General features: G+C 67.9%; 19 protein-coding genes, 1 other RNA gene and 2 pseudogenes. 6 read left to right on the forward strand and 16 right to left on the reverse strand.

Translation table 11 applies throughout. The features are described 5' to 3' along the window. The first annotated feature begins 443 nt into the window (after positions 1–443). Positions 444–707 (forward strand): hypothetical protein, encoded by a 264-nt coding sequence (locus MJ777_RS02555; RefSeq protein ID WP_239309607.1) that lies wholly within the window; start codon positions 444–446, stop codon positions 705–707. 20 nt (positions 708–727) lie between these two features. After that, a pseudogene (locus MJ777_RS02560) lies at positions 728–1111 on the forward strand (type II toxin-antitoxin system VapC family toxin); the annotation flags it as partial. Positions 1112–1269: 158 nt separating this feature from the next. Here the strand turns inward: MJ777_RS02560 and der are convergent. The 9 genes from der to MJ777_RS02605 all read right to left on the reverse strand — a co-directional run bounded on the left by der (position 1270) and on the right by MJ777_RS02605 (position 10206). Then, positions 1270–2673: a ribosome biogenesis GTPase Der gene (gene der / locus MJ777_RS02565; RefSeq protein WP_239309605.1), complete on the reverse strand. Its 1404-nt coding sequence runs from the start codon at positions 2671–2673 to the stop codon at positions 1270–1272. 127 nt (positions 2674–2800) lie between these two features. Next, complete coding sequence (locus MJ777_RS02570; RefSeq protein ID WP_370652632.1) at positions 2801–3544, reverse strand: lysophospholipid acyltransferase family protein; 744 nt, start codon at positions 3542–3544, stop codon at positions 2801–2803. After that, entirely contained in the window at positions 3514–4320 is an 807-nt protein-coding gene (gene cmk / locus MJ777_RS02575) for a (d)CMP kinase (protein WP_239309603.1), read from the reverse strand. The genes MJ777_RS02570 and cmk overlap by 31 nt, the downstream gene beginning before the upstream one ends. A gap of 255 nt (positions 4321–4575) precedes the next feature. Continuing rightward, positions 4576–5703, reverse strand: a complete 1128-nt coding sequence (locus MJ777_RS02580; protein WP_239372863.1) for a prephenate dehydrogenase — start codon at positions 5701–5703, stop codon at positions 4576–4578. Between the two features lie 180 nt (positions 5704–5883). After that, positions 5884–6630 carry a pseudouridine synthase gene (locus tag MJ777_RS02585; protein ID WP_239372865.1) on the reverse strand — a complete coding sequence of 249 codons (747 nt, stop codon included), beginning with the start codon at positions 6628–6630 and terminating at the stop codon, positions 5884–5886. A gap of 12 nt (positions 6631–6642) precedes the next feature. Continuing rightward, positions 6643–7278: an SMC-Scp complex subunit ScpB gene (locus MJ777_RS02590; protein WP_239372867.1), complete on the reverse strand. Its 636-nt coding sequence runs from the start codon at positions 7276–7278 to the stop codon at positions 6643–6645. Then, positions 7275–8303, reverse strand: coding sequence for a ScpA family protein (locus tag MJ777_RS02595; RefSeq protein ID WP_370652626.1), 1029 nt, complete (start codon positions 8301–8303; stop codon positions 7275–7277). Before MJ777_RS02595 ends, MJ777_RS02590 begins: the two co-directional genes overlap by 4 nt. Before the next feature lie 146 nt (positions 8304–8449). Further along, positions 8450–9139, reverse strand: coding sequence for a Zn-dependent membrane protease (locus MJ777_RS02600; RefSeq protein ID WP_239346381.1), 690 nt, complete (start codon positions 9137–9139; stop codon positions 8450–8452). A gap of 77 nt (positions 9140–9216) precedes the next feature. Continuing rightward, entirely contained in the window at positions 9217–10206 is a 990-nt protein-coding gene (locus tag MJ777_RS02605; RefSeq protein WP_239309592.1) for a ParA family protein, read from the reverse strand. A 415-nt stretch (positions 10207–10621) separates the two neighbouring features. Here MJ777_RS02605 and MJ777_RS02610 point away from each other — a divergent pair, with 415 nt between their 5' ends. The 3 genes and pseudogenes from MJ777_RS02610 to MJ777_RS02620 form a co-directional block, all read left to right on the forward strand. Continuing rightward, positions 10622–11710, forward strand: coding sequence for an S-(hydroxymethyl)mycothiol dehydrogenase (locus MJ777_RS02610; RefSeq protein ID WP_239309590.1), 1089 nt, complete (start codon positions 10622–10624; stop codon positions 11708–11710). A 126-nt stretch (positions 11711–11836) separates the two neighbouring features. Continuing rightward, complete coding sequence (locus tag MJ777_RS02615; protein WP_239346379.1) at positions 11837–12487, forward strand: MBL fold metallo-hydrolase; 651 nt, start codon at positions 11837–11839, stop codon at positions 12485–12487. Between the two features lie 163 nt (positions 12488–12650). Beyond that, positions 12651–12853 (forward strand): annotated as a pseudogene (locus tag MJ777_RS02620) (IS5/IS1182 family transposase); the annotation flags it as partial. 789 nt (positions 12854–13642) lie between these two features. Here MJ777_RS02620 and MJ777_RS22965 read toward each other — a convergent pair. The 4 genes from MJ777_RS22965 to rnpB form a co-directional block, all read right to left on the reverse strand. Continuing rightward, complete coding sequence (locus MJ777_RS22965) at positions 13643–14095, reverse strand: hypothetical protein (RefSeq protein WP_370651526.1); 453 nt, start codon at positions 14093–14095, stop codon at positions 13643–13645. 46 nt (positions 14096–14141) lie between these two features. Continuing rightward, on the reverse strand, positions 14142–15164 hold the full coding sequence (locus MJ777_RS02630) for a ParA family protein (RefSeq protein ID WP_239372870.1): 1023 nt from the start codon (positions 15162–15164) through the stop codon (positions 14142–14144). Further along, positions 15161–16339, reverse strand: coding sequence for an ATP-binding protein (locus MJ777_RS02635; RefSeq protein WP_239372872.1), 1179 nt, complete (start codon positions 16337–16339; stop codon positions 15161–15163). Before MJ777_RS02635 ends, MJ777_RS02630 begins: the two co-directional genes overlap by 4 nt. Positions 16340–16634: 295 nt before the next feature. Then, positions 16635–17045: RNase P RNA component class A (gene rnpB, locus MJ777_RS02640), an RNA gene on the reverse strand. A 149-nt stretch (positions 17046–17194) separates the two neighbouring features. Between rnpB and MJ777_RS02645 the strand changes: the two genes are divergently transcribed. After that, positions 17195–17608: a lipopolysaccharide assembly protein LapA domain-containing protein gene (locus MJ777_RS02645; protein WP_239372874.1), complete on the forward strand. Its 414-nt coding sequence runs from the start codon at positions 17195–17197 to the stop codon at positions 17606–17608. A gap of 45 nt (positions 17609–17653) precedes the next feature. On the opposite strand, the gene MJ777_RS02650 is transcribed toward MJ777_RS02645, so the two are convergent. The 3 genes from MJ777_RS02650 to MJ777_RS02660 form a co-directional block, all read right to left on the reverse strand. Continuing rightward, a complete protein-coding gene (locus MJ777_RS02650) occupies positions 17654–18796 on the reverse strand; it encodes a bifunctional RNase H/acid phosphatase (protein ID WP_239372876.1) in 1143 nt (380 codons plus the stop codon). Positions 18797–18818: 22 nt separating this feature from the next. After that, positions 18819–19562: a zinc ribbon domain-containing protein gene (locus tag MJ777_RS02655; RefSeq protein WP_239311617.1), complete on the reverse strand. Its 744-nt coding sequence runs from the start codon at positions 19560–19562 to the stop codon at positions 18819–18821. Between the two features lie 99 nt (positions 19563–19661). Beyond that, positions 19662–20087, reverse strand: a 426-nt coding sequence (locus MJ777_RS02660; protein ID WP_239372878.1) for a Nif3-like dinuclear metal center hexameric protein, incomplete at its 5' end; no start/stop codon positions are given.

Below are 20087 nucleotides of genomic sequence, written 5' to 3' on the forward strand. Positions count from 1 at the left end.
CCAGGTGCCTACTCAGAAGCACTCCGGCGTCGTCGTTGAGGAAGATCGGTTGCAGGCTATTCGTCAGGGCTGCCCACCTGGCTCAGGTGGCGCCGCCAACCCGCACTTGAAGTACGGGCCGTAACGTAAATACGGTCTAGCAATTTCTGTGCGGGTCGCCTAGACTGCTCCCCGCATCGGTCCGCCAACGCACGGAGCTCCTGGTCAGAGCGCCATCCAGGGTCCTGGAGGAGGTCTCGGACCAGGACCCGGACTTTTGGGTGCTCTCGGATCTGCTTGGGCGCGATGCGCTCGGCCTCCAGAAGCGCGGCGATGGCTGGAGGGTTCCTTCCGGGCACCTGCCGCCGACCGAGGCCGGCGGGTGGGCTGTCCGATCCCCGCTACGCAGAGCGATGACGGCTCGCGGCCGAAGGTAGCCCACAACATGCCGCTACGATGTTGCCATGACCGAGATGCCGCTCCCGGACGGCGAGCAGCTTGCCGCTGTGGCCCGCGAGGCCGCCTCGTCCGGGCAGGTTGTCTACCTGACCGAACGAGGCCGGCGGCTGGCCGCGATCGTCCCGGCGGGCTTGGCCGAACTGCTCGAACGCGGCGGCGAGGCGGCCCACGGACGGCGTGTTCTCGGCGCCCGCGCCGCTGGCCGCAGCGGGCGACACGACATCTCCGAGCGGATCGAGGAGATCCTCGCCAGCGAGGTGGCGCCGTAGCTCTCGGCGTCGACGCAGGCCCGCTCTACGCCTATGTCGACGCCGACGACCAACACCACGAGGCGTGCGCCGAGCTGTTGGAAACCCACCCCGGTCCTCTGATCGTGCCGACCCTGGTGGTGACCGAAGTTGTCTACCTGCTCGGCACCCGCCTCGGCACGCACGCTGAGCTTCGATTCATCGCGGACTTGGCCTCCGGCGCGTTCGACGTCGAACCTGTCCACCCAACCGACTGGCTACGCATCGCTGACCTCGTCAACCGCTACCGCAGCCTGCCCCTCGGCACCGTGGACGCATCCGTGATCGCGTGTGCGGAACGCCTCGGCGTCGACGAAGTCGCCACTGTCGACCGGCGCCACTTCACCATCGTCAAGACACACCGAGCGCTGACGCTCCTACCCTGACCCGCGCTGAAAGGCGCGGCTCCAACCGGAGGATTTAGAGGGCCCGGCAATAGGGACGCGGCGTCGCGGGGCTGGGGCACACACCCCACCCCGCTCCCTGATCTACGCACCTGTTGCCGGTCGGTCTGATGTGGGCCGACCCGTCGGTGTGCTGATCGTCACTGGCGCTTCTCACCTCGCTCGCGCACCCGGATAGAGATCTCGATCGGAGTTCCGGCGAAACCGAAGTCCTCGCGCAGCCGCCGCTCCAGGAAACGACGGTAAGCCGGTTCCAGGAATCCCGTCGAGAAGATGACGAACCGGGGCGGCCGCACACCGGCCTGCGTCGCGAACAGCACCCGGGGCAGCCGCCCGCCCCTCGACGGCGGCGGGGTGGCCGCCACGACCTCGCCGAGCCAGGTGTTGAGCCGGCCGGTGGAGATACGCGTCCCCCATGACTCCAGGGCGGACCGCAGGGCTGGCGCGAGCCGGTCGACCGCGCGGCCGGTCATCGCCGACACGTTCACCCTCGGCGCCCAGGCAACCCGGCCGAGGTCTCGGATGATCTCACGTTCCAGAGTGAGGCGACGGTCCTCGTCAAGCAGGTCCCACTTGTTGAACGCCAGCACCAGCGCCCGCCCGGCGTCGACCACCATGGTGATCACCCGTTGATCCTGCTCGGTCAGTGGCTCGCCGGCATCCAGCAGGACGATCGCGACCTCAGCGGCTTCCAGCGCCGCCGCGGTGCGCAGCGAGGAGTAGTACTCCGCTCCGGTCGCCTCCCGTACCCGGCGCCGCAGACCGGCGGTGTCCACGAACTTCCACACCTCGCCCCCGACGGTCACCAGCTCGTCGACTGGATCGCGGGTGGTACCGGCGACCTCGTGCACCAGGGAGCGCTCCGTCCCGGCGAGCCGGTTGAGCAGGCTGGACTTCCCCACGTTCGGCCGGCCCAGCAGCGCTACCCGCCGTGGGCCGGTCACCTCCTCGAAGCGCTCCCGCGGGGCCGCGGGGAGAGCCGCGAGCACGGCGTCGAGCAGATCGCCGCTGCCACGGCCGTGCAGGGATGAGACAGGATGCGGCTCGCCAAGCCCGAGGCTCCACAGCGCGGCCGCGTCCGCTTCCGTCCGGGCGTCGTCGACCTTGTTCGCCGCGAGGACGACGGGCAGCCCCGAACGCTGCAGCACGCGCGCGACAGCTTCATCCGCGTCGGTTGCGCCCACCGTGGTATCGACCACGAACAGCACCGCGTCGGCTGTGTCCAGGGCGACGCGCGCCTGCTCGGCGACGCGGGCGGCAAGCCCACGCGCGTCCGGCTCCCAACCACCGGTGTCGACGACGACGAAACGCCGCCCACTCCAGGTCGCGTCATAGGCGACCCGGTCGCGGGTCACGCCCGGGATGTCTTCGACGACCGCGGCCCGTCGGCCCAGGATCCGGTTCACCAGCGTCGACTTGCCGACGTTGGGGCGGCCGACAATCGCCAGCACGGGCTGCCGCTCGGTGCCACCGAGCGGGTGCTCGGCCTCGTCCTGCGGTAGCTGCGAAGCCACACCCACAACGTCCTCGTCTCTGTTTGTCATGTCTGTTCGCCATCGTTCCGGTACCGCCGTGACCACAGCCGCTCGGTCATGCCGGTGACAGCCCCCGCGGTGGCTTCCCGGCTGCGGCTTCCCGGCGGCCTCGACGCGGGAGCCGAGCACGTCACGATCAGCTGGGCAGGCGAGCCCGCACGAGATGGTCGGCGATCCGCAACCGGATGTCCTCCGCCACGGCCGCCAACGCTCGGCGTGATCGCGGGTTCGCCGGAACCACCACGTCGAACGGACGCCCGAACACCACCCGGGTGGGCACGGAACGCCTGGGCCACCGGGCACCCTTCGGCAGGGCCCGAGCGGTGTCGATACATGCGACCGGCAACACCGGGCACCGTCCGTGAACAGCAAGATAGGCGATACCGTGCTGCACCGTCTCCAGCTCGCCCGTTCCCCGGGTGCCCTCCGGAAACACCCCGATGACTCCGCCGCGCCCCAACTCGTCAAGCGCGGTGTGCAGGGCGGCCCGATCCGGCCGGCCACGGTCGACCGGGATCTGGCCGGCAATGGTCAGCAGCATACCAAGTATGCCGCCGTACATTTCGGACTTCACCAGGCAGCGTACCGTACGTGGTGATTCGATGACGACCAGCGGGCCGTCCAGCAGACTGCTGTGGTTTCCCGCAAAGATCACCGGGCCGGTCGCCGGCACGTGCTCAAGTCCCTGGAGGGTCACCCGCATGACGATCTGGTTCAGGACAAACCGCACCGGTGGCTTGAGCACCCTGTGCGCGACGCCGCGGTAGGGCCTGGACGCCGCCCCGCGCCGCGGCACGCGCGCCGGAGGCTGCCCGGCGCCCGCTTCCATGGCGTCGGGGCTTTCGGCGGTCATGACGCGTCGGCCGTTACCCGTTCGCAGTGCAGCAGAACCTCGTCCACAACAGCCTCAATGGACAGGCTGGTCGAGTCGAGCATGATCGCATCCTCGGGGACAGCCAGCGGATCCGCGGCACGCGTCGAGTCCAGCGCATCCCGGCGATCGAGCTCAGCGAGGGTACGGGCCACGTCGTCGATGCCCTTCTCCCCGAGCTGATGCGACCGCCGCAACGCCCGGACCTCGGTCGAGGCCGTCAGGAACACCTTGACCGGAGCCTGCGGAGCAACGACCGAACCTATGTCACGGCCTTCTACCACGATGCCCGTCGGGGACGCCGCGATGATCTGCCGCTGGCGAGCGACGAGAAGACGCCGGACCGCCGGCACCGCGGCAACCGCGCTCACCGCGTTCGTGACCGCCCTGCCGCGGATCTTGTCCTCCACGGCTTCGCCGTTCACCGCGATCGTGGGACTGTCCGGACTGGTACCGACAGCCAGCACCACCCGTTCGGCCAGTTCCCCCACAGCGCTGTGATCTTCAAGGTCGATCCTGCTCTCCAAGGCGACCTGTGTCACCGCCCGGTACATCGCGCCGGTGTCGAGATAGCGCAGGCCCAGCCGTCGGGCGATCTCCCTGGCGACGGTGCTCTTGCCGGAGCCTCCCGGCCCGTCGACGGCTACGACCAATCCCTCGGACAATCCCTCGGACGTCAATACCTGACTGTGCCCGGTGCAGCGGCCTTCGCCGCCCGTGGACACTTCCTGATTGTCAGTGGCCGTTACGCCCACTGACTCACGGGAACCGCGGTCCTGCTCCACCGCTTCCTCCGTCCAGACGCGACAATTACGCACAAGACCGTGCACACACGAAAACCGCGCATAGGTGGAATCCGCGTACACACAGTAACCCGACTACATCAGAAAACCGTCAGCAACCGACACGGTGAAACCGGCCCAGCCGACCCAGCCAGCCCAGCCGGCCCAGGTCGTCACCCAAGCCGCCGGCCAGGTCAAGGCCGATGTGGTCAGCCCGGATCAGGCTACTCGGGGCCGCCCACCCACGAAGGATGGCGTTCACGACCTGCGATAGGCGGTCCAGCCGGCGGCGGCAAGCCGATCCAGCAGCGTACCCACGATATCGGGCGAAACAGCGATCTCCACAATGCCGGCCGGAGCGTCGAGATTGTGCTCAAACGCGGCGATATCCTCAATATTGATCTCCCAGCCGCCGATCGTCGCAAACAGCTCGCCTAGCTGACCGGGCCGGTCCGCAAGCACCACTCCGACCCAGGCCCAGGCCAACGGCCGCATCGCCGCGCTGGCCTTGCGCGGCAAAAGCGCCCGGCCGGTGTTTCCAGCCGCCATGAGCCCGCGGACAACCTCGATAACCTCCTGTTCACCACCCCGGTCGAGCACCTCGGCCAACCTGGCGAGCTTTTCGCTGAGCAGCCTGGCCCGGACAGCGACGGGCCCGCGGTTGCCCTCCAGAATCGACGACCACAGGCTGGGATCGCTGTCGGCCAAGCGGGTGGCGTCCCGGAACCCCTGGCCCGCAAGAGCCAGCTCGCCTGCGTCGAGGTCGGGGGTGGCGGCGGCCAGCAGGCTCGCGACCACCTGCGGCAGGTGGGACAGGACAGCCATCGCCGTGTCATGACGGTCGGGCGTCGCGCGCACCGGTGTGGCACCGCACGCCCGCGCGATCGCGATCGTGGCGGCCAAGGCGGCAGGTGAGGTGTGCGGCACCGGGCAGACGACCCAGGCTCGCTCGGCGAACAGGTCAGCACGGGCCGAGGCCGCGCCGCCGCGCTCACGCCCGGCGATCGGGTGCGCGGGGCACCACATCGACAGATCGCATCCAGCCTGGACGGCCTCGACGATCGGCCGGGCCTTCACGCTCGCGACATCACTGACCGTCTCGGCGAGCCCCGCCCGCTGCACCTTCCGTAGCTCACCGGCGACAGCGTGCGGAGGAACCGCGATGACCGCATGCCCCACGGGCTCACCGTGCCATGGCTGACCGGCACCCATGGCCTCGGCGATCTTGATCTGTTCAGGATCGATATCGGCCAGCAGGACCTCGATGCCGTGGACGCCCAGCGCCAGCCCGATACTGGTGCCGATCAGGCCGGCCCCCACCACACCGACCCGGCCCGGCGGCGGTCCGGGGGGCGGGAATCCCGGTGTGGCGGGCGCGACAGTCACCGCGCCACCCTACGGTGTGTTCCGGAAGTCGTCCTTCGGCCAGGGAGCCAGACAGCCGGCTTGCCCAAACGCGCGCCACCAGCCAGCCGAACACGGGAGGCACGGCAGGCGCGACAGGCACGGGAGGCGTTCCCGGCCTGCACGGAACTGATTGTGACGGCAGTCATGGCGACATCCGCGTCACAGCGCGACCTCGTGGTAGAGCGCGCCGACCTCCGCCTGGGAAAGGTGCCGGGTCCGGCCGGCCCGCAGCGAGCCGAGATACACCGGCCCGATCCGGGTCCGCACCAGCCGGCGCACCGGGTGGCCCACGGCGTCCATCAGGCGACGCACGACGTGCTTACGCCCCTCGTGCAACGTGATCTCAAGCATGACCCGCGGCCCGGCCGAGCTCACGATCCGCACGGCGTCCACGGTCACCATCCCATCCGTGAGGGTGACCCCCGCCCGCAGCCGGCGCGGCACGTCCCGACCGACCGGCCCACTCACCTCGACCAGGTAGGTCTTGGCGACACCGAACGACGGATGCGCCAGCCGATGTGCCAGCTCCCCGTCATTGGTGACCAGCAGCAGGCCCTCGCTGTCGGCGTCGAGCCGCCCGACGTGGAACAGGCCGGGGGCGTGGTCGGTCACCAGGTCCGCGACGGTCGGTCGGCCCCGGTCGTCCGACATCGCCGACAGCACCCCGACCGGCTTGTTCAACGCGAGGTGAACCAGGCCCGCCTTGGTCACGACCCGTGCGCCGTCGACCTCGATGACCGCGGTCTGCGGGTCGACCCGAAGGCCCTGCGCCTCGACGACCCGGCCGTCCACCCGCACGCGGCCCGCGGCGATCAGCTCCTCGCTGTGCCGCCGGGACCCGAGCCCCGCCGCCGCGAGAACCTTCTGCAGCCGGACGCCCTCGGTATTCACGTCACCGGTTGTCATGAGCCCAGAATGTCATGAGCCGACAATGTCATCCACGTCGGCGATGCCGGGCAGCAGCGGGGCGAGCGGAGGCAGTTCGTCGAGGTGGCGCAGACCCATCCGTTCCAGGAAGTAGGCAGTCGTCCGGTAGAGCGTCGCCCCGCTCTCCGGGTCGCTGCCCGCCTCCTCCACGAGCCGGCGGGTGGTCAGCGTACGGATCACACCGTCGGCGGACACACCCCGCACCGCGGAGATCCGCCCACGGCTCACCGGCTGCTGGTAGGCGACGATCGCCAGCGTCTCCAGCGCCGCCTGGGACAGTTTCGGGCTCTGCCCGGCGAGCACGAACCGCTCGACCCAGGGCGCGCACTCATCGCTGGTGTAGAAACGCCAGCCGCCACCGACGTCACGGAGGCTGAAGCCCCGGCCCTGCTCGACGTAACCGCGGGCCAGCCCGGCAATGACACGCTCGACCTCCGCGTGGGGGACGTCGAGGCTCACGGCGATCTCCGTAACCGGGACCGGGTTCTCCGCGACCATCAGGATCGCCTCGACGAGCGCGGGCAGCGGCGGGCGGGCCACCGCCTCGGCCCCGCTCGGCTCGGCCAGCAAGGGCTGCTGGCGCTCCGCGGTTTCGTGCGCGGCGGCCAGGTGGACATCCGCTGTCATCGTTGTCGTGTTCCTCGCTTCCTACGCTGGCCGGCGTTCAGGTCAGCCGCATCCAGATCAGCCGTGGTCGGGCCGGCCGTGGTCGGGCCAGCCGCCTCGGTGCCAGCCGCGTTGCCGGCGCCTCCGCTCCCGGCGAGGTGGTCGGCGACGCGGCCGCCACCGGAGCTGCCGGACGCCCGCCCCAGCTCATCGGGTTCGGCGTCAGCCACCCATCGGACGATCAGCTCCCCCAGCGGCACCTCCTGCGCAAACGCGATCCGTCCCTCCCGGAAGAGCTCGAGCAGGGCGAGGAAACGCGCGACCACCTCGATCGTCTGCTGGCAGCCGGCACACAGCAGCCCGAAGGAGGCGCTGCCCACCTCTCGCAATTTTTCGATCACCGCAAGCATATGCTCGCGGATGTTGATCCGCGGCAGGTGGACGTGATCGGTCGCGACCTGCGGAGGCAACGGCGGTTCTCGCAGTCTGGCCGCGAGGCGGGCGAGTTCGGCCGGCCCGATGCCGATCTGCACCTCTGGCAGCGCCTGCGCGTACCGCGGTTCCAGCGCGACGGCCCGGGGCAGATGCCGGGCCTCCAGCGTCATCAGCCCGGTGAAGAGGGCCGATGCCTCCTTGTACGCCTTGTACTGCAACAGCCGGGCGAACAGCAGGTCTCTGGCCTCGAGGAGGGCAAGGTTCTCCGCCTCGTCCTCGGAGATCGCCCCGGGCAGCAGCCTGGCCGCCTTGAGATCCAGGAGGGTTGCCGCGATCACCAGAAACTCGGTGGCCTGCCCGAGGTCGAAGCCCGCGCCCAGGCGGCGGATGTGCGCCACGAACTCATCGGTGACCTGGGAAAGCGCAACCTCGGTCACGTCCATCTTATGCTTAGCGATCAAGGAAAGCAGCAGATCGAAAGGACCGGTGAAATTCGCGAGCTCGACCACGAAGGCACTACCGCCGCGGCCCCGTCCGGTCGGCGCCACGGGCTCGGCGGCCCCGGCAGCCACGGACGCATCCCGATGAGGGGATGTTCTGATCCGCGCCATGCCTGGACGCTACCGCCGGCTCAGGCAGCCGCACCGACCAGCCGGGCTGGCCAGCCGCACCGACCGGGCGGGCCGGCAGCGCCACACCCGTTCGGCCAACCAGCGACGCACGAGGCCCACGCAAGGTGTGAGGCCGGCGCAACGTGTCAACGAAGACGGAGGTTGATAATGCCGCCCAGGCCGTCGAGCAACGGAAGAACCAGCTGGTCCACGACCGAGGGGAAACCGGGAAACAACGTCGGCAGCAGGATGAGCGCCAGCAGGATGAGGATTCCGACGTTGTTCTCACGGAGCTGGTACTCGGCCCTGTGCCAGCTCGGTGACTGCGGGCCGAGTCCGAACAGCACCCGCCCACCGTCGGCGGGCGGGACCGGGATGAGGCTTACAATGAACAGCGACGCGAATGTGACCGCCAGCCACAGCACCAGTTTCCCGAGGAAGTCGCCCACACCGGCGAGCTCCACGATCCGGCTGCCCTCGATGACGACAAGCGACTGGGGCACGAACGTGAAACCGACGAGTGCGCCGAACGTGAGCAGCAGATAGGCCAGCGGCCCGGCCAGCAGCGCCGCCGCGACGTGGAACCGTCGCCCGCGACGTAGGTCGTTCATGGCTATCGGCTCGCTCCAGCCGACACCGGCGATAATCATGGCCACCGCGCTGAAAGGGCTGACATGGTGTTTCACCGACGCCGTCAGCCGGCCGGACCGCATCGGCCCGGGGTCCTGGAGCAACCTCGCGACCACGACCTGCGCCGCGTCATGTGCGTAGATCCCGATGAGGAGCGCAAGAACGATCCCCAGAAGCGCCGCGGGTTCGGCCAGGTGGAACAGCACGCCTCTACAGGTCCCTTATCCGCTTCCCGAACAAGCTACGGCTACGTGGTGCCAGGGTGTGTCCCCAGGGTATATCCCTAGCGCTGTGCCACCGGCGGCGCCGTATGCCTGGCGATCAGCTCGCGGGCCAGCCGCCGGTATCCGTCCGCTCCAACCGATGTGGGCGCGTAGGTCGTGATCGGCTCACCGGCGACGGTGGTCTCCGGGAAGCGCACGGTACGGCTGATCACCGTGTGAAAGACCTCGTCCGGGAACCGTTCGACGACCCTCGCCAGCACCTCCCGGGCGTGCAGCGTGCGGGCGTCGTACATGGTGGCAAGGATGCCCGCGAGCTCCAGGCGTGGATTCAGCCGGTCACGCACCTTGTCGATGGTGTCCAGCAGCAGGGCGACACCGCGGAGGGCGAAATACTCGCACTCCAGCGGCACGATGACCGCGTCGGCCGCGGTCAGCGCGTTCACGGTCAGTAGACCGAGCGACGGCTGGCAGTCAATAAGGATCACATCGTATTCGGAGCGGACCGACGCCAGCGCGCGCGCGAGCGTGTGCTCACGACCAACCTCGGTGACCAGCAACATCTCCGCGGCCGACAGATCGATATTGCTGGGGAGCAGATCCAGACCATCAACCTGAGTGGGGACTATCACCTCGCCCATCTCGGCTTCGCCACCCACGAGGAGATCGTGGACGGTGCGTTCCAGCACCATCGGGTTGATTCCGAGGCCGACCGACAGCGCCCCCTGCGGGTCGAAGTCGACCAGCAGGGTCCGGCGGCCGTACTCGGCGAGCGCCGCGCCGAGATTGATCGTGCTGGTCGTCTTACCGACGCCGCCCTTCTGGTTGCACATGGCGACCACCCAGGCGGCACCGTGAGTGACCACCGGAGGAGGCTTGGGAAAGGCCGGCAACGGACGTCCCGTGGGACCCAGCTCGCCTGCCCCACCTGAGCTGTGCACGACGTCGGCACCGTCGAGCCGTCCATCGGCAGACAGGGCCGGATCCCCGACGGTCACCCCCCCGTAGGGGGAACGCACCTGGGTCGGCATCGGCGAGGCGTCGGCGGTCATGTCAAGGGACCTGCTCCTTCTGGTCAGCCTGAGGGCGCGCGATCGTTCATCCTCGGCGCACCCTCAGGCCACAGGAGATATTTGCGGATCCGTGCACGAAGAGCAGAAGCGGACCGTCAGGAGCGTACCGATACTTGAGGTGACCCACGACGCCGGGTAGGTCACGTCGGCGCGGCGAGCGCCGGACATCGCGGGCGGGTTCAGGCCCGTGCCCGCCCCACACCCGTCCGTGACCTGGCTGCCTGGGACACCCGACGGCGCAGGACGAGCTACGATCACACCGTTTTCCGGCCATGCTGAGGCCCGGAGTGATTCGGCTGGTGGCAAACGCTACCGGACCGCCGCGGCTACCGGACCGCCGCACCCGGTGTCTGGCCGACAGTGCCTGACGGTCGACGATGACGGGAGCGCCGCGATGGGTTGGGTAACAGTTCCTGGTGTGGTCTCCCTGGCAAAGGGCGCTCCCGTCGTCCTGACCGAGATCATCGTTCCCGATCCCGGGCCGGGTGAGGCGCGGGTGCGCGTCCAGGCATGCGGTATCTGTCACACCGATCTGCATTACCGCGAGGGTGCTGTCAGCGACGATTATCCCTTCCTGCTCGGTCACGAGGCCGCCGGAGTCGTCGACGCCGTGGGCGAGGGGGTCACCTCGGTCACGGCCGGCGACTACGTCGTGATCGCTTGGCGGGCGCCCTGCGGGGCCTGCCGGTCCTGCCTGCGGGGCCGCCCGTGGTACTGCTTCGACTCCCGCAATGCCGCCCAGCCCATGACGCTGGTGGACGGGACGCCGCTGTCGCCGGCGCTGGGTATCGGCGCCTTCGCCGAAGCGACCCTGGTGGCCGCCGCCCAGTGCGTGAAGATCGATCCAGCGGCGCGCCCGGAGGTGGCCGGGCTGATCGGCTGTGGGGTGATGGCCGGGTTCGGCGCGGCGGTCAACACCGGCGAGATCACCCGGGGGGAAACCGTCGCGGTCTTCGGCTGCGGAGGTGTCGGGGACGCGGCCATCGCGGGCGCGGCCATCGCCGGTGCGCGACGGATCATCGCGGTGGACATCGACCCGCGCAAGCTGGAGTGGGCCCGCGGGTTCGGTGCGACCCACACCATCGACGCAGGCGGCCTCGATCCCGTGGAGGCGATCCGAGCGTTGACTGACGGTAACGGCGCAGACGTGGTCATCGAGGCGGTCGGCCGGCCGGAGACCTACCGCCAGGCGTTCTTCGCCCGGGACCTCGCCGGACGGCTCGTCCTCGTCGGTGTCCCCGAACCGGCCATGTCTCTTGAGCTGCCCATGATCGAGATATTCAGTCGCGGTGGCTCGCTGAAAACGTCCTGGTACGGCGACTGTCTGCCCAGCCGGGACTTCCCCATCCTGATCGATCTGTATCGAGCCGGCCGGCTCGACCTCGACCGGTTCGTGACCGAGACCATAGGTCTCGGCGACGTCGAGGACGCCTTTACCCGCATGCGGCGTGGCGATGTACTGCGCAGTGTCGTTACGCTCTGATCGAGATGTACGGTCAGTACCGGAATGGGCCGGTCCGGCCCGTGAGCGGCTGGGCGTTCACGCGGCCAGCGCGACGACAGTCAGCTACCCGGCGGTCAGCCGCTCAGCGACGGGGACGGAGAACGTGTGGCGAGAAACGGCGGGGTACGGGTCGATCGGATCATCACCCGCGGGGACTTCCTGATCGACGGCCAGAGCTTCACGGTTGACAACAACATCTGGCTACTCGGGGACGACACCGAGGTGCTGGTCATCGATGCCGCACACGACCCTTCAGTGATCCTCGCCGCGATCGACGGCCGGCACGTGTCAGTGATCGTCGCGACACACGGGCACAACGACCACATCAACGCGGCGGTGGAACTGGCCGCCCGGGTCCAGGCTCCGATCGCCCTGTGCCCGGCGGATCTGATGCTGTGGCAGGCGGTCTATCCGGACCGCCTGCCCGACCTCGAGCTCTCCGACGGCCAGCGGCTCCCGATCGCCGGCGGCGGCTGGCTACACGTCATGCACACTCCGGGGCACTCCCCCGGCGGGGTGTGCCTGTACGGGGTGATCGGCGGGGAACCGGTTCTGTTCAGCGGCGACACCCTTTTCCGTGGCGGCCCGGGGGCGACCGGCCGGTCGTTCTCCGACTTTCCGACCATCCTGGACTCGATCAGAGGCCGGCTGCTGACGCTGCCGCCGGAGACCGTGGTGCACACCGGCCACGGTGATGACACCACGATCGGCACCGAGGCGCTTGACTACGACCAGTGGATCCTACGCGGCCACTGAGACCAGTAAAAGAACGAAGATCGGCGCGTGTTTGTCGCCGCGTACGGTTATCCGGCCAAAAAGCGTACCGAACAACAAACACGCGCCGATCATGGATCGATACAGGGAATTCGAACCGTTGTGGGACCAGTTCTCGGCGTTACTGCCCCCACGCCCGCAGTTCGAACGCACGCACTCGTGGATGAACAACTACGTTAAGTTACGGCGGTGTACTGATAGGAACGGGGAGATCGTCGGCTTCTACCTGTATCCGGCCGCCACCTTCGTCACTGTCCGTTGTCTGATCCAGAAGGCTCGGCGACGTACCGCCGGGACAGTCGGCCCACCACCCGCCGCCTGAAGCAGCCAATCCTCCGTCTCTTTTAATGTAAGCCGGCTGGCCACCCTTTAACGCCTCCCGCTGGTACCGCACCGGGCTGCGGAGGAACCGCTCTGAAGGATATGCGCAGCTCAGCGCCACGGGCGGGTACGGGTATCATTTTCAGTCCGCCGCCTCCGGCTCATTTCGTGGCGCGTGCGCGGCCGACCCTGTTAACTGTGAGATCCAGCGGCCGGCCGACCGACCGTACGCCCATGGAGCTGCATCTACCTGGAGGGTTATGCAGAACTTTTCCATCGAGATCTATAACAACGCCTCGACCTGCGACAACGGATAATTCAGATCATCCAGGATGGGAGCGCTGAATAATCCTCCATCCATTTCTCTCATACCCGAGAAGGGGTATCAATGCAGAATTTGCTTTGGTCAATCCGCCAGCCCCCGAGGCTGGCACTGGCGCTGGCACTGGCGCTGGCACTGCTCCTCGCCACCGTCGCACTGACCACCGCCCCGATGCTTGTGAGCGGTAAGCCGACAACCCAGGCACACAGAGAGGGAGACTACTGGCATACAAAGAATGGTAAGGAATGCACCAAGTACAAAGGTAAAACCTACTGTGGTTACCCTGGGTGATAATACTGCCGACACGGCCGATGACATTCCGTAGTCATTAGTCTGAAGTTGCGTGATATTGGTCGTGCGGCAGGCCGTGCCTGCTCCAGCCGGGGACGCGCCACTTGCGTCACGCTCAGCGGTCGGCGCTGGAACTCCTTCGGGGGTTGTCGGATGCCAGGTGGATGCGTCGCGAGGCGCGAGGAGGCCCCGGTAGCGGTGTGCTACCAGGGCTGACGACAACGACGCGAGGCGCCGGCTGGCACCGGCAGATCCTGGATGAACGTCCAGCGCCGACCGCAAGTGGTCGCCACCGGAAGTTGTTCGGGGGGCGCCGGATGACAGACGGATGCATCGTGAGGCGGAGAAGGCCCAGGTAGCGGTGTTCCACCGGGGCTGACGAGCCGGGGTAGCCGTGCATCGCGAAGCGATGTGCGGGGAGCGATGACGCGAGGCGCCGCCTGGCGCCGGCAGGCCCTGGATGGCGGATGATGGACAAGTGCCGGGGCCGGCAGCGCCGGATCAAACGGTGGCGTCCCGGCCAGCAGCTCATACAGCGACGCCCCCAGGGCGTACAGATCGGTGGCCGGGCTCAGCCGGCCACCGAGGATCTGTTCGGGGGCCATATACCGCGGAGTGCCGATAACCGCGCTCGCGGTAGTCGCCGGCCCCTCCACGATTTTCGTGATACCGAAGTCGGTGACCTTCAGCAAACCAGCTGAGTCAGTTCTCGACCTGCACTGAGTCCAGCCTCTGCAAGAGCGTCGTCGCGAGCGACTGGAAGTCGTGGTAGCACCGGCTGACAAGCGTCTGGGTACTACCCAGCGCGCCGTCTGCGGTTCTCAGGTCGAACATCGGCTTGCGCGCATCATGCGAGAGCGGCATCAGGCTCTGGTAATTGCGTAGCGTTGCGATTTCATACGATCCGAGGCTTGTTTTCGCCTCCGGTTCACCTAGCACGTCCGACGCGAAGACCTGAGGAATGCGATCGAGCCATCGTTGGTATGCCTTGACGGGGCGGTCCAGACGCATCGTCGGCTGCATAATGACGTAACCGAGGGGAGTCATTCGGCCAGGCGGTGCATCAATCCTCGGCGGGAGGTCCGGGAGTACCTTGTGGTGCCAGGTCGCCCGCCACGTCCGGAGGGTCGGTCCAAGATTTCGCAGTCCCCGGAGGGAGAACAGATCCGCCGCCAGTGGAACGAGCACCGTGTCGGCAGCGAGCAGAGCCGCTCGATTGATTGCGCCGAGATTAGGGCCGACATCGATGAGTACGACATCGGCTCTGACCTGTCGAGCGGCAACCTGAATAATCCGGTGGAACGCCGTTGTCGTCCGCAGCGCTGCCGGGTCTCCAGTGAAGCCCTTGGGCCAGGATTCGCTCAACCGATCCTCGAAAGCGCTCAACGTCAGGTCACCAGCAAGCAACCAGAGCCCATCCGCGATCTGTTCAGGCTCACACGGACGAATGTCCCCCGTGCCTTCCATAATCGGCCTGACAGCGGCGGCAACTGTGGTAGCGCTGTCGGCATCGCCCCGCCCGGCCGACCATGTCGACTCGTCGGGCTCCCGCCAGATCAGCTCGAGTTTCTCTTCATCAAGAAAGGCTGCCGTCAGGTTCGACTGGGGGTCCAGGTCCACGGCAAGAACATTCTTGCCGAGCCGCTGAAGCATGTGCGCGAGGTGATAGGTGAGGGTCGTCTTCCCTACACCACCCTTGTTATTGAACAGCGCCACCGAGATCACGTGGCGCTCCTCAGGGTCACGGTCCACGAGGCGTCATCGACGATGAACTCAGGTTCGGGGTTGCCGTTCCGGCTCAATGACGCCCGGATACGCCCGATACCGCGGCCGAACTGGTTGACGTAGCCCAGCGACTTCATCGCGGCGGCAAGCGAGGGGTTCCGATAGTCGTTGACCCGGTCGAAGTTGTCTGACCGGACCTGACCGAACGGTCCGCCGGGATTGGTCACCTCGATCCTGTCATCAAACCAGGCAACGCGGACCGGCGCGTTCGATGACTCGTAGTTGCGGTGCATGATCGCGTTCATGCACACCTCTCGGAGCGCCTCGATCGGGTAGTCCGGCCTCGGCTCCTCGCGAAACCCGCTCACCTCGATCAGTCGGGTGTGCAGGTGTCCCTTGTACAGGGTCTCCAGCCGCTCCGCAGCGTTGATGACATTGACCCGGAGTTCCTGCTCATCCAAGACGGCACCACCAACATCAATCCCCTCGTACCGGATGAACTGGACGTATGCGCCGGGAATTCGCGCGCTCGGGTCCAGCCCGACAAGGAGGAGACCGAGGACGGTCGGGGTGCCATTGATGTCGGCGAGTCGCAGTGACGCCAGATGCTGCTCGGTCGGCCGACCGTTCTCGTTCAGGACCGACGGGTCGATCGCGGAGCGTAGGTAGTCCGACCGGAAAAGATCGAGATCGAGGTCGTCGGTGGTGCTGCCTGTGATGGGACGGACATCGAACGGAGTTTCAAAGGAGCGCCGCCGCTCGGAGAGCACCCGCTCGTCGTCGCGGGTCGCCCTGCGGGTTGACGGTCCCGGCCGCACCCAGACGACGTTGTCGAACCGGACCGGTGGGGTCCGGGACGCACTCACGTCGATCTGGACGACCGGTTGCCCCCGAAATATGGCGCGACTCACCACGATCGAGGGCCGATCCAGAATCCTCCCCTCATCACGGATGCTGGTAAGAGCGAGCAGCGCCTGATCCGATGTGTCGACCTGCTCGACCGGCCTACCAGACTTGTCGACGCCGATGATCAGGCATCCGCCGCCCAGTCCCGGTAGATCGTTGGCCAGAGCACAGATCGCCTCGCGGATAGCGTTACGGTCCTTGGCCTCCCGCTTGAACTCGAGGTTGGCGGTCTCCTGGGTACCCAGGGCCGTCGCAAGATCTGTTCTCATGACGCTGATTCTGTCCCACCCGTCGTAGGGAAACCTTGTCAGCAGGTGCCGCGTTGCCTCCGATGTCGCTCATCTCGGCTGGATCAGGGCGCAGCCCGTCGACAGGCCCGCCCAAAGGGGGCTCGTAACGCGACCGTCGCACCGTCAGATCGTCGGGCGCCAGCTGGGGAAAGGGAGACTTCAACGACCCGGCCGGCTCTCAAGGATGTGAATCTGATGCTTCTATCGCAGCATCAGATTCACATCCTTCAGTCTCGTGAACCAATGCTGTCTGCCCAGCTCAGGGGCGGTGGGGCGGATGAGTCGGCCGGTACGCCGGGTTCTGTGGGCCGGGCGCCTTGCGGCCCCGGCCGGCGGTCATCTATCTCGGGCTGGCGTTACCGACAGCCTCCAGCGGTCCACCCGCAGGCTCGGGCGGGCAGCCCTCGAACGCCTGCGCAGTTCCCAGGCCTTGCGGCCCCGGAACCTTTCGACCTTGCTCCAGGTGGGGTTTACCTAGCCGCCCGGGTCGCCCCGGGCGCTGGTGCGCTCTTACCGCACCGTTTCACCCTTACCGGCATCCGAGGGATGCCGGCGGTCTGTTTTCTGTGGCACTGTCCCGCGGGTCACCCCGGGTGGGTGTTACCCACCACCCCGCCCTGTGGAGCCCGGACGTTCCTCGGCGGCTCCACCGGAGCGGAACCGACGCGACCGCCTGGCCGACTCATCCACGATCCTCAGCATATGACATCGCAACCCGGCCCCGCCTGGTGTTGCAACCACATCCGGGGATACTGCGTGTCAGGGACAACACAGACAGACTGTCGGATCGCTCATGTGACAAGAAACTCATGTGACAAGAAACGGAGATCGGCCGTGACCACCCCTGGGGATCAGCCCAGCAAGAAGAGTGATGCCACCCCTCCCGGGACGGCACCGCCCGCAGGCGACGTTCCACCGGTGCCGCCCCCCACCGGGCCCAGCCCGACCGCGACCGTGCCCCCCACCGGCACCGCGCCCGAACCGGCGGCACCGCGCAGAGGAGTCGGTTACGCCACGTACGCGATCACCGTGGCCGTTCTGTTGATCGCGATTGCCGTGGTCGTGTTCGTCCTGAAGAACAACGCGCGGGTCAACCTCTGGCTGTTCGGATCGTTCCCGAACATGTCGGTGGCCGGCGCGCTCGCGGCGTCGGCTGCGGCCGGTCTGGTCATCGGCCTGCTGATCGGGCTGATCAGCCAGGTCGGGGTCCGCAGGGAGGTGCACCAGTACCGCCGCGACAAGCGGTGACCGTCTCGACCAACCGGCCCGTCTCGACCAACTGACCGTCTCGACTTACTGGCCCGCCTCGACCAAGTGGGCGGCGTGGATGCTGTCGTTGAAGCCGCGCAGCACCGCCGGGCCGTCCGAGTACCAGTCGATCGTCGACATCGACACCAGGTCCAGATGCAACCGGTAGAGCACCGCGGGCGTGGCGTCAAGCGCCAGCTGCGTCAACGCCTTGATGGGCGTCACGTGCGAGACGAGGAGAATGCGCCCGCCCGGATGCGCGGCGAGGATGCGGTCCCGGGCGGCGGTGACCCGCCGGACCGTGTCCAGAATGCTCTCCCCACCGGACGGCGGCACCGCCGGATCAGCCAGCCACGCGTTCAGCTCCTCGGGAAAACGCCGACGGACCTCGCCGAAGGTCATGCCCTCCCAGGCGCCGAAGTCGGTCTCGCGCAGGTTGTCGTCAACGATGTAGTCCCGGCCGAGAGCGTCCGCGGTCTGCCGGGCCCGTTTCAGTGGCGAGCAGTACACCGCATCGAACACAACCTCGCGCAACCGTCCCGCCGCGGCGTCCGCCTGCGCGTGGCCGATGTCGGTCAGCCCCACGTCCACCGTGCCGCTGAAGCGTTTCTCCACCGACATCGGGGTCTGGCCGTGGCGCAACAGCACGGTGGTCGTGGGTGGCGCGGGCGGAGCCATCCACCCGGACAACCGGTTCGTGGTCGGTGCCAGGTGCGGTGTGGGCTCGGGTGACTGGGGTTCCGTTGGCTCCCAGGCGCGGCCCTGGGCGGCGGCGTCCATAGCCTCGTTCGCCAGCCGATCGGCATGGCCGTTGCGCTCTCGCGGAATCCAGCCGTAGCGGACCTGCGAGAAGCCGAGCGCGACATCCGCGGCCTCCATCGCCAGCGGGCGCATGGCCGGATGTTTGATCTTCCATCGTCCGCTCATCTGCTCGACGACGAGTTTCGAGTCCATCCGGACTTCGACGGCGGCGTTCGGATCGATGTCAGCCGCCGCCCGCAAGCCCGCGATCAGCCCCTGGTACTCGGCGACGTTGTTGGTCGCCCGGCCGATCGACCCGGCCCGCTCGGCCAGCACCTCACCGGTGTCGGCGTCCCGGACAAGCGCGCCGTAACCGGCTGGGCCCGGATTACCCCGCGATCCGCCGTCGGCTTCGACGACAAGCCGGTGCGACGGACGGTCATTCATGATCTGCTCCCATCGCCGGTGCTCACAGACCCGATTCAGCGGTCCGGACAAGGATGCGCCGGCACTCCTCGCAACGCACGACCTCGTCCGGTGCCGCCGCCGCAACGTCACGCAGATCAGCGCCGGACAGCTCCAGGTGACATCCCTCACACCGGCGTCGGACGAGACGCGCCGCACCCACACCGGCGGAGGAGACACGCAGGCGCTCGTAGAGTGCCAGCAGATCCGCGGGGAGGGTCGCGACGATGGCATCGCGTTCACGGCGACGCGCCGCCGTCTCATTATCAATCTCCGCGAACGCGGTATCCCGGCTGCCGCTGACTGTCGCCAGCTCGGCCTCGAGACTCTCCTGATCAGCCCGGATCACCCCCGCGCGGGTCTGGAGTCCCTCGATGACCTCCATCAGGCCCAGTGTCTCGTCCTCGAGGGCGTTCTGCCGGCGAGCGAGTGAGGCGATCTCCGTCTGCAGATTTTCCAGCTCCCGGGAACTGGTGATCTGCCCGGAGTCGAGACGTTTCTGGTCCCGGGCGGCCCGCGCCCGCACAAGATCGACCTCATCGTCCAGCTTCTGCTGCGAACGGCCCAGATCCCGCAGCTCCGTCGAGACCCGCACCAGGTCGTCATGGGACGCGCTGAGCCGCGAACTCAGCTTGTCGATCTCGGCGAGTTCGGGCAGGTTCCGCCGCCGCGCGGCGAGCCGGTCAAGGCTGGAGTCGATCGCCTGCACCGCCAGCAGGCGAAGCTGGGTCGCGTGGTCGGCCTTCATGTGCTCCTCACTGTGCTTACCAGGCTCACTGTGTGCGTGCGCGGCTCGCCGCTCCCGCGGCTCACCGTGCTTGCGCGGGGGGCTGCCCGGCACGGTATTTCAGGCGGTACCCGGCACGGTTCCCGACGCCGGGCGTTCAGGTGGCCACGATGAGGCCGCGTGCCATCGCCATGGGTCGGTGACCAGGCTGGAAACCGTCATGTTCACCGTACGGCCTCGGATGGCCAGGCCGGCGCTCAGGCGGGCGGAGGCGTCCCGCAACCACGGCCATTCGCTCGCCCAGTGCGCCACGTCCACGATGGCGACGCCGTAGGCGTTGACAGCGTCCAGGACGTGGTGGTGCCGTCCGTCGGCGGTCACCAGCGCATCGGCTCCGGCGCGCGCGGCGGCGCCGATCAGCTCACCGCCGGAACCACCGCAGACCGCGATCCGGCGCACCAGGCGTTCGGGCGTGCCGGTGGTGCGCACCCCACCCGCCGTGGCGGGCAGCCCAGCCGCCACCCGGGCGCAGAACGCACCGAGTGG

The sequence above is a fragment of the Protofrankia sp. Cj5 genome, assembly GCF_917627405.1.
GTDB lineage: Bacteria > Actinomycetota > Actinomycetes > Frankiales > Frankiaceae > Protofrankia.

What these genes read in the sequence shown, in the direction of transcription:
- MJ777_RS02555 (WP_239309607.1), top strand. Translation starts at nt 444, where the DNA reads ATGACCGAGATGCCGCTCCCGGACGGCGAGCAGCTTGCCGCTGTGGCC.
- der (WP_239309605.1), bottom strand. Translation starts at nt 2,673, where the DNA reads ATGACAAACAGAGACGAGGACGTTGTGGGTGTGGCTTCGCAGCTACCG.
- MJ777_RS02585 (WP_239372865.1), bottom strand. Translation starts at nt 6,630, where the DNA reads ATGACAACCGGTGACGTGAATACCGAGGGCGTCCGGCTGCAGAAGGTT.
- MJ777_RS02590 (WP_239372867.1), bottom strand. Translation starts at nt 7,278, where the DNA reads ATGACAGCGGATGTCCACCTGGCCGCCGCGCACGAAACCGCGGAGCGC.
- MJ777_RS02595 (WP_370652626.1), bottom strand. Translation starts at nt 8,303, where the DNA reads ATGGCGCGGATCAGAACATCCCCTCATCGGGATGCGTCCGTGGCTGCC.
- MJ777_RS02605 (WP_239309592.1), bottom strand. Translation starts at nt 10,206, where the DNA reads ATGACCGCCGACGCCTCGCCGATGCCGACCCAGGTGCGTTCCCCCTAC.
- MJ777_RS02610 (WP_239309590.1), top strand. Translation starts at nt 10,622, where the DNA reads ATGGGTTGGGTAACAGTTCCTGGTGTGGTCTCCCTGGCAAAGGGCGCT.
- MJ777_RS02635 (WP_239372872.1), bottom strand. Translation starts at nt 16,339, where the DNA reads ATGAGAACAGATCTTGCGACGGCCCTGGGTACCCAGGAGACCGCCAAC.
- MJ777_RS02650 (WP_239372876.1), bottom strand. Translation starts at nt 18,796, where the DNA reads ATGAATGACCGTCCGTCGCACCGGCTTGTCGTCGAAGCCGACGGCGGA.
- MJ777_RS02655 (WP_239311617.1), bottom strand. Translation starts at nt 19,562, where the DNA reads ATGAAGGCCGACCACGCGACCCAGCTTCGCCTGCTGGCGGTGCAGGCG.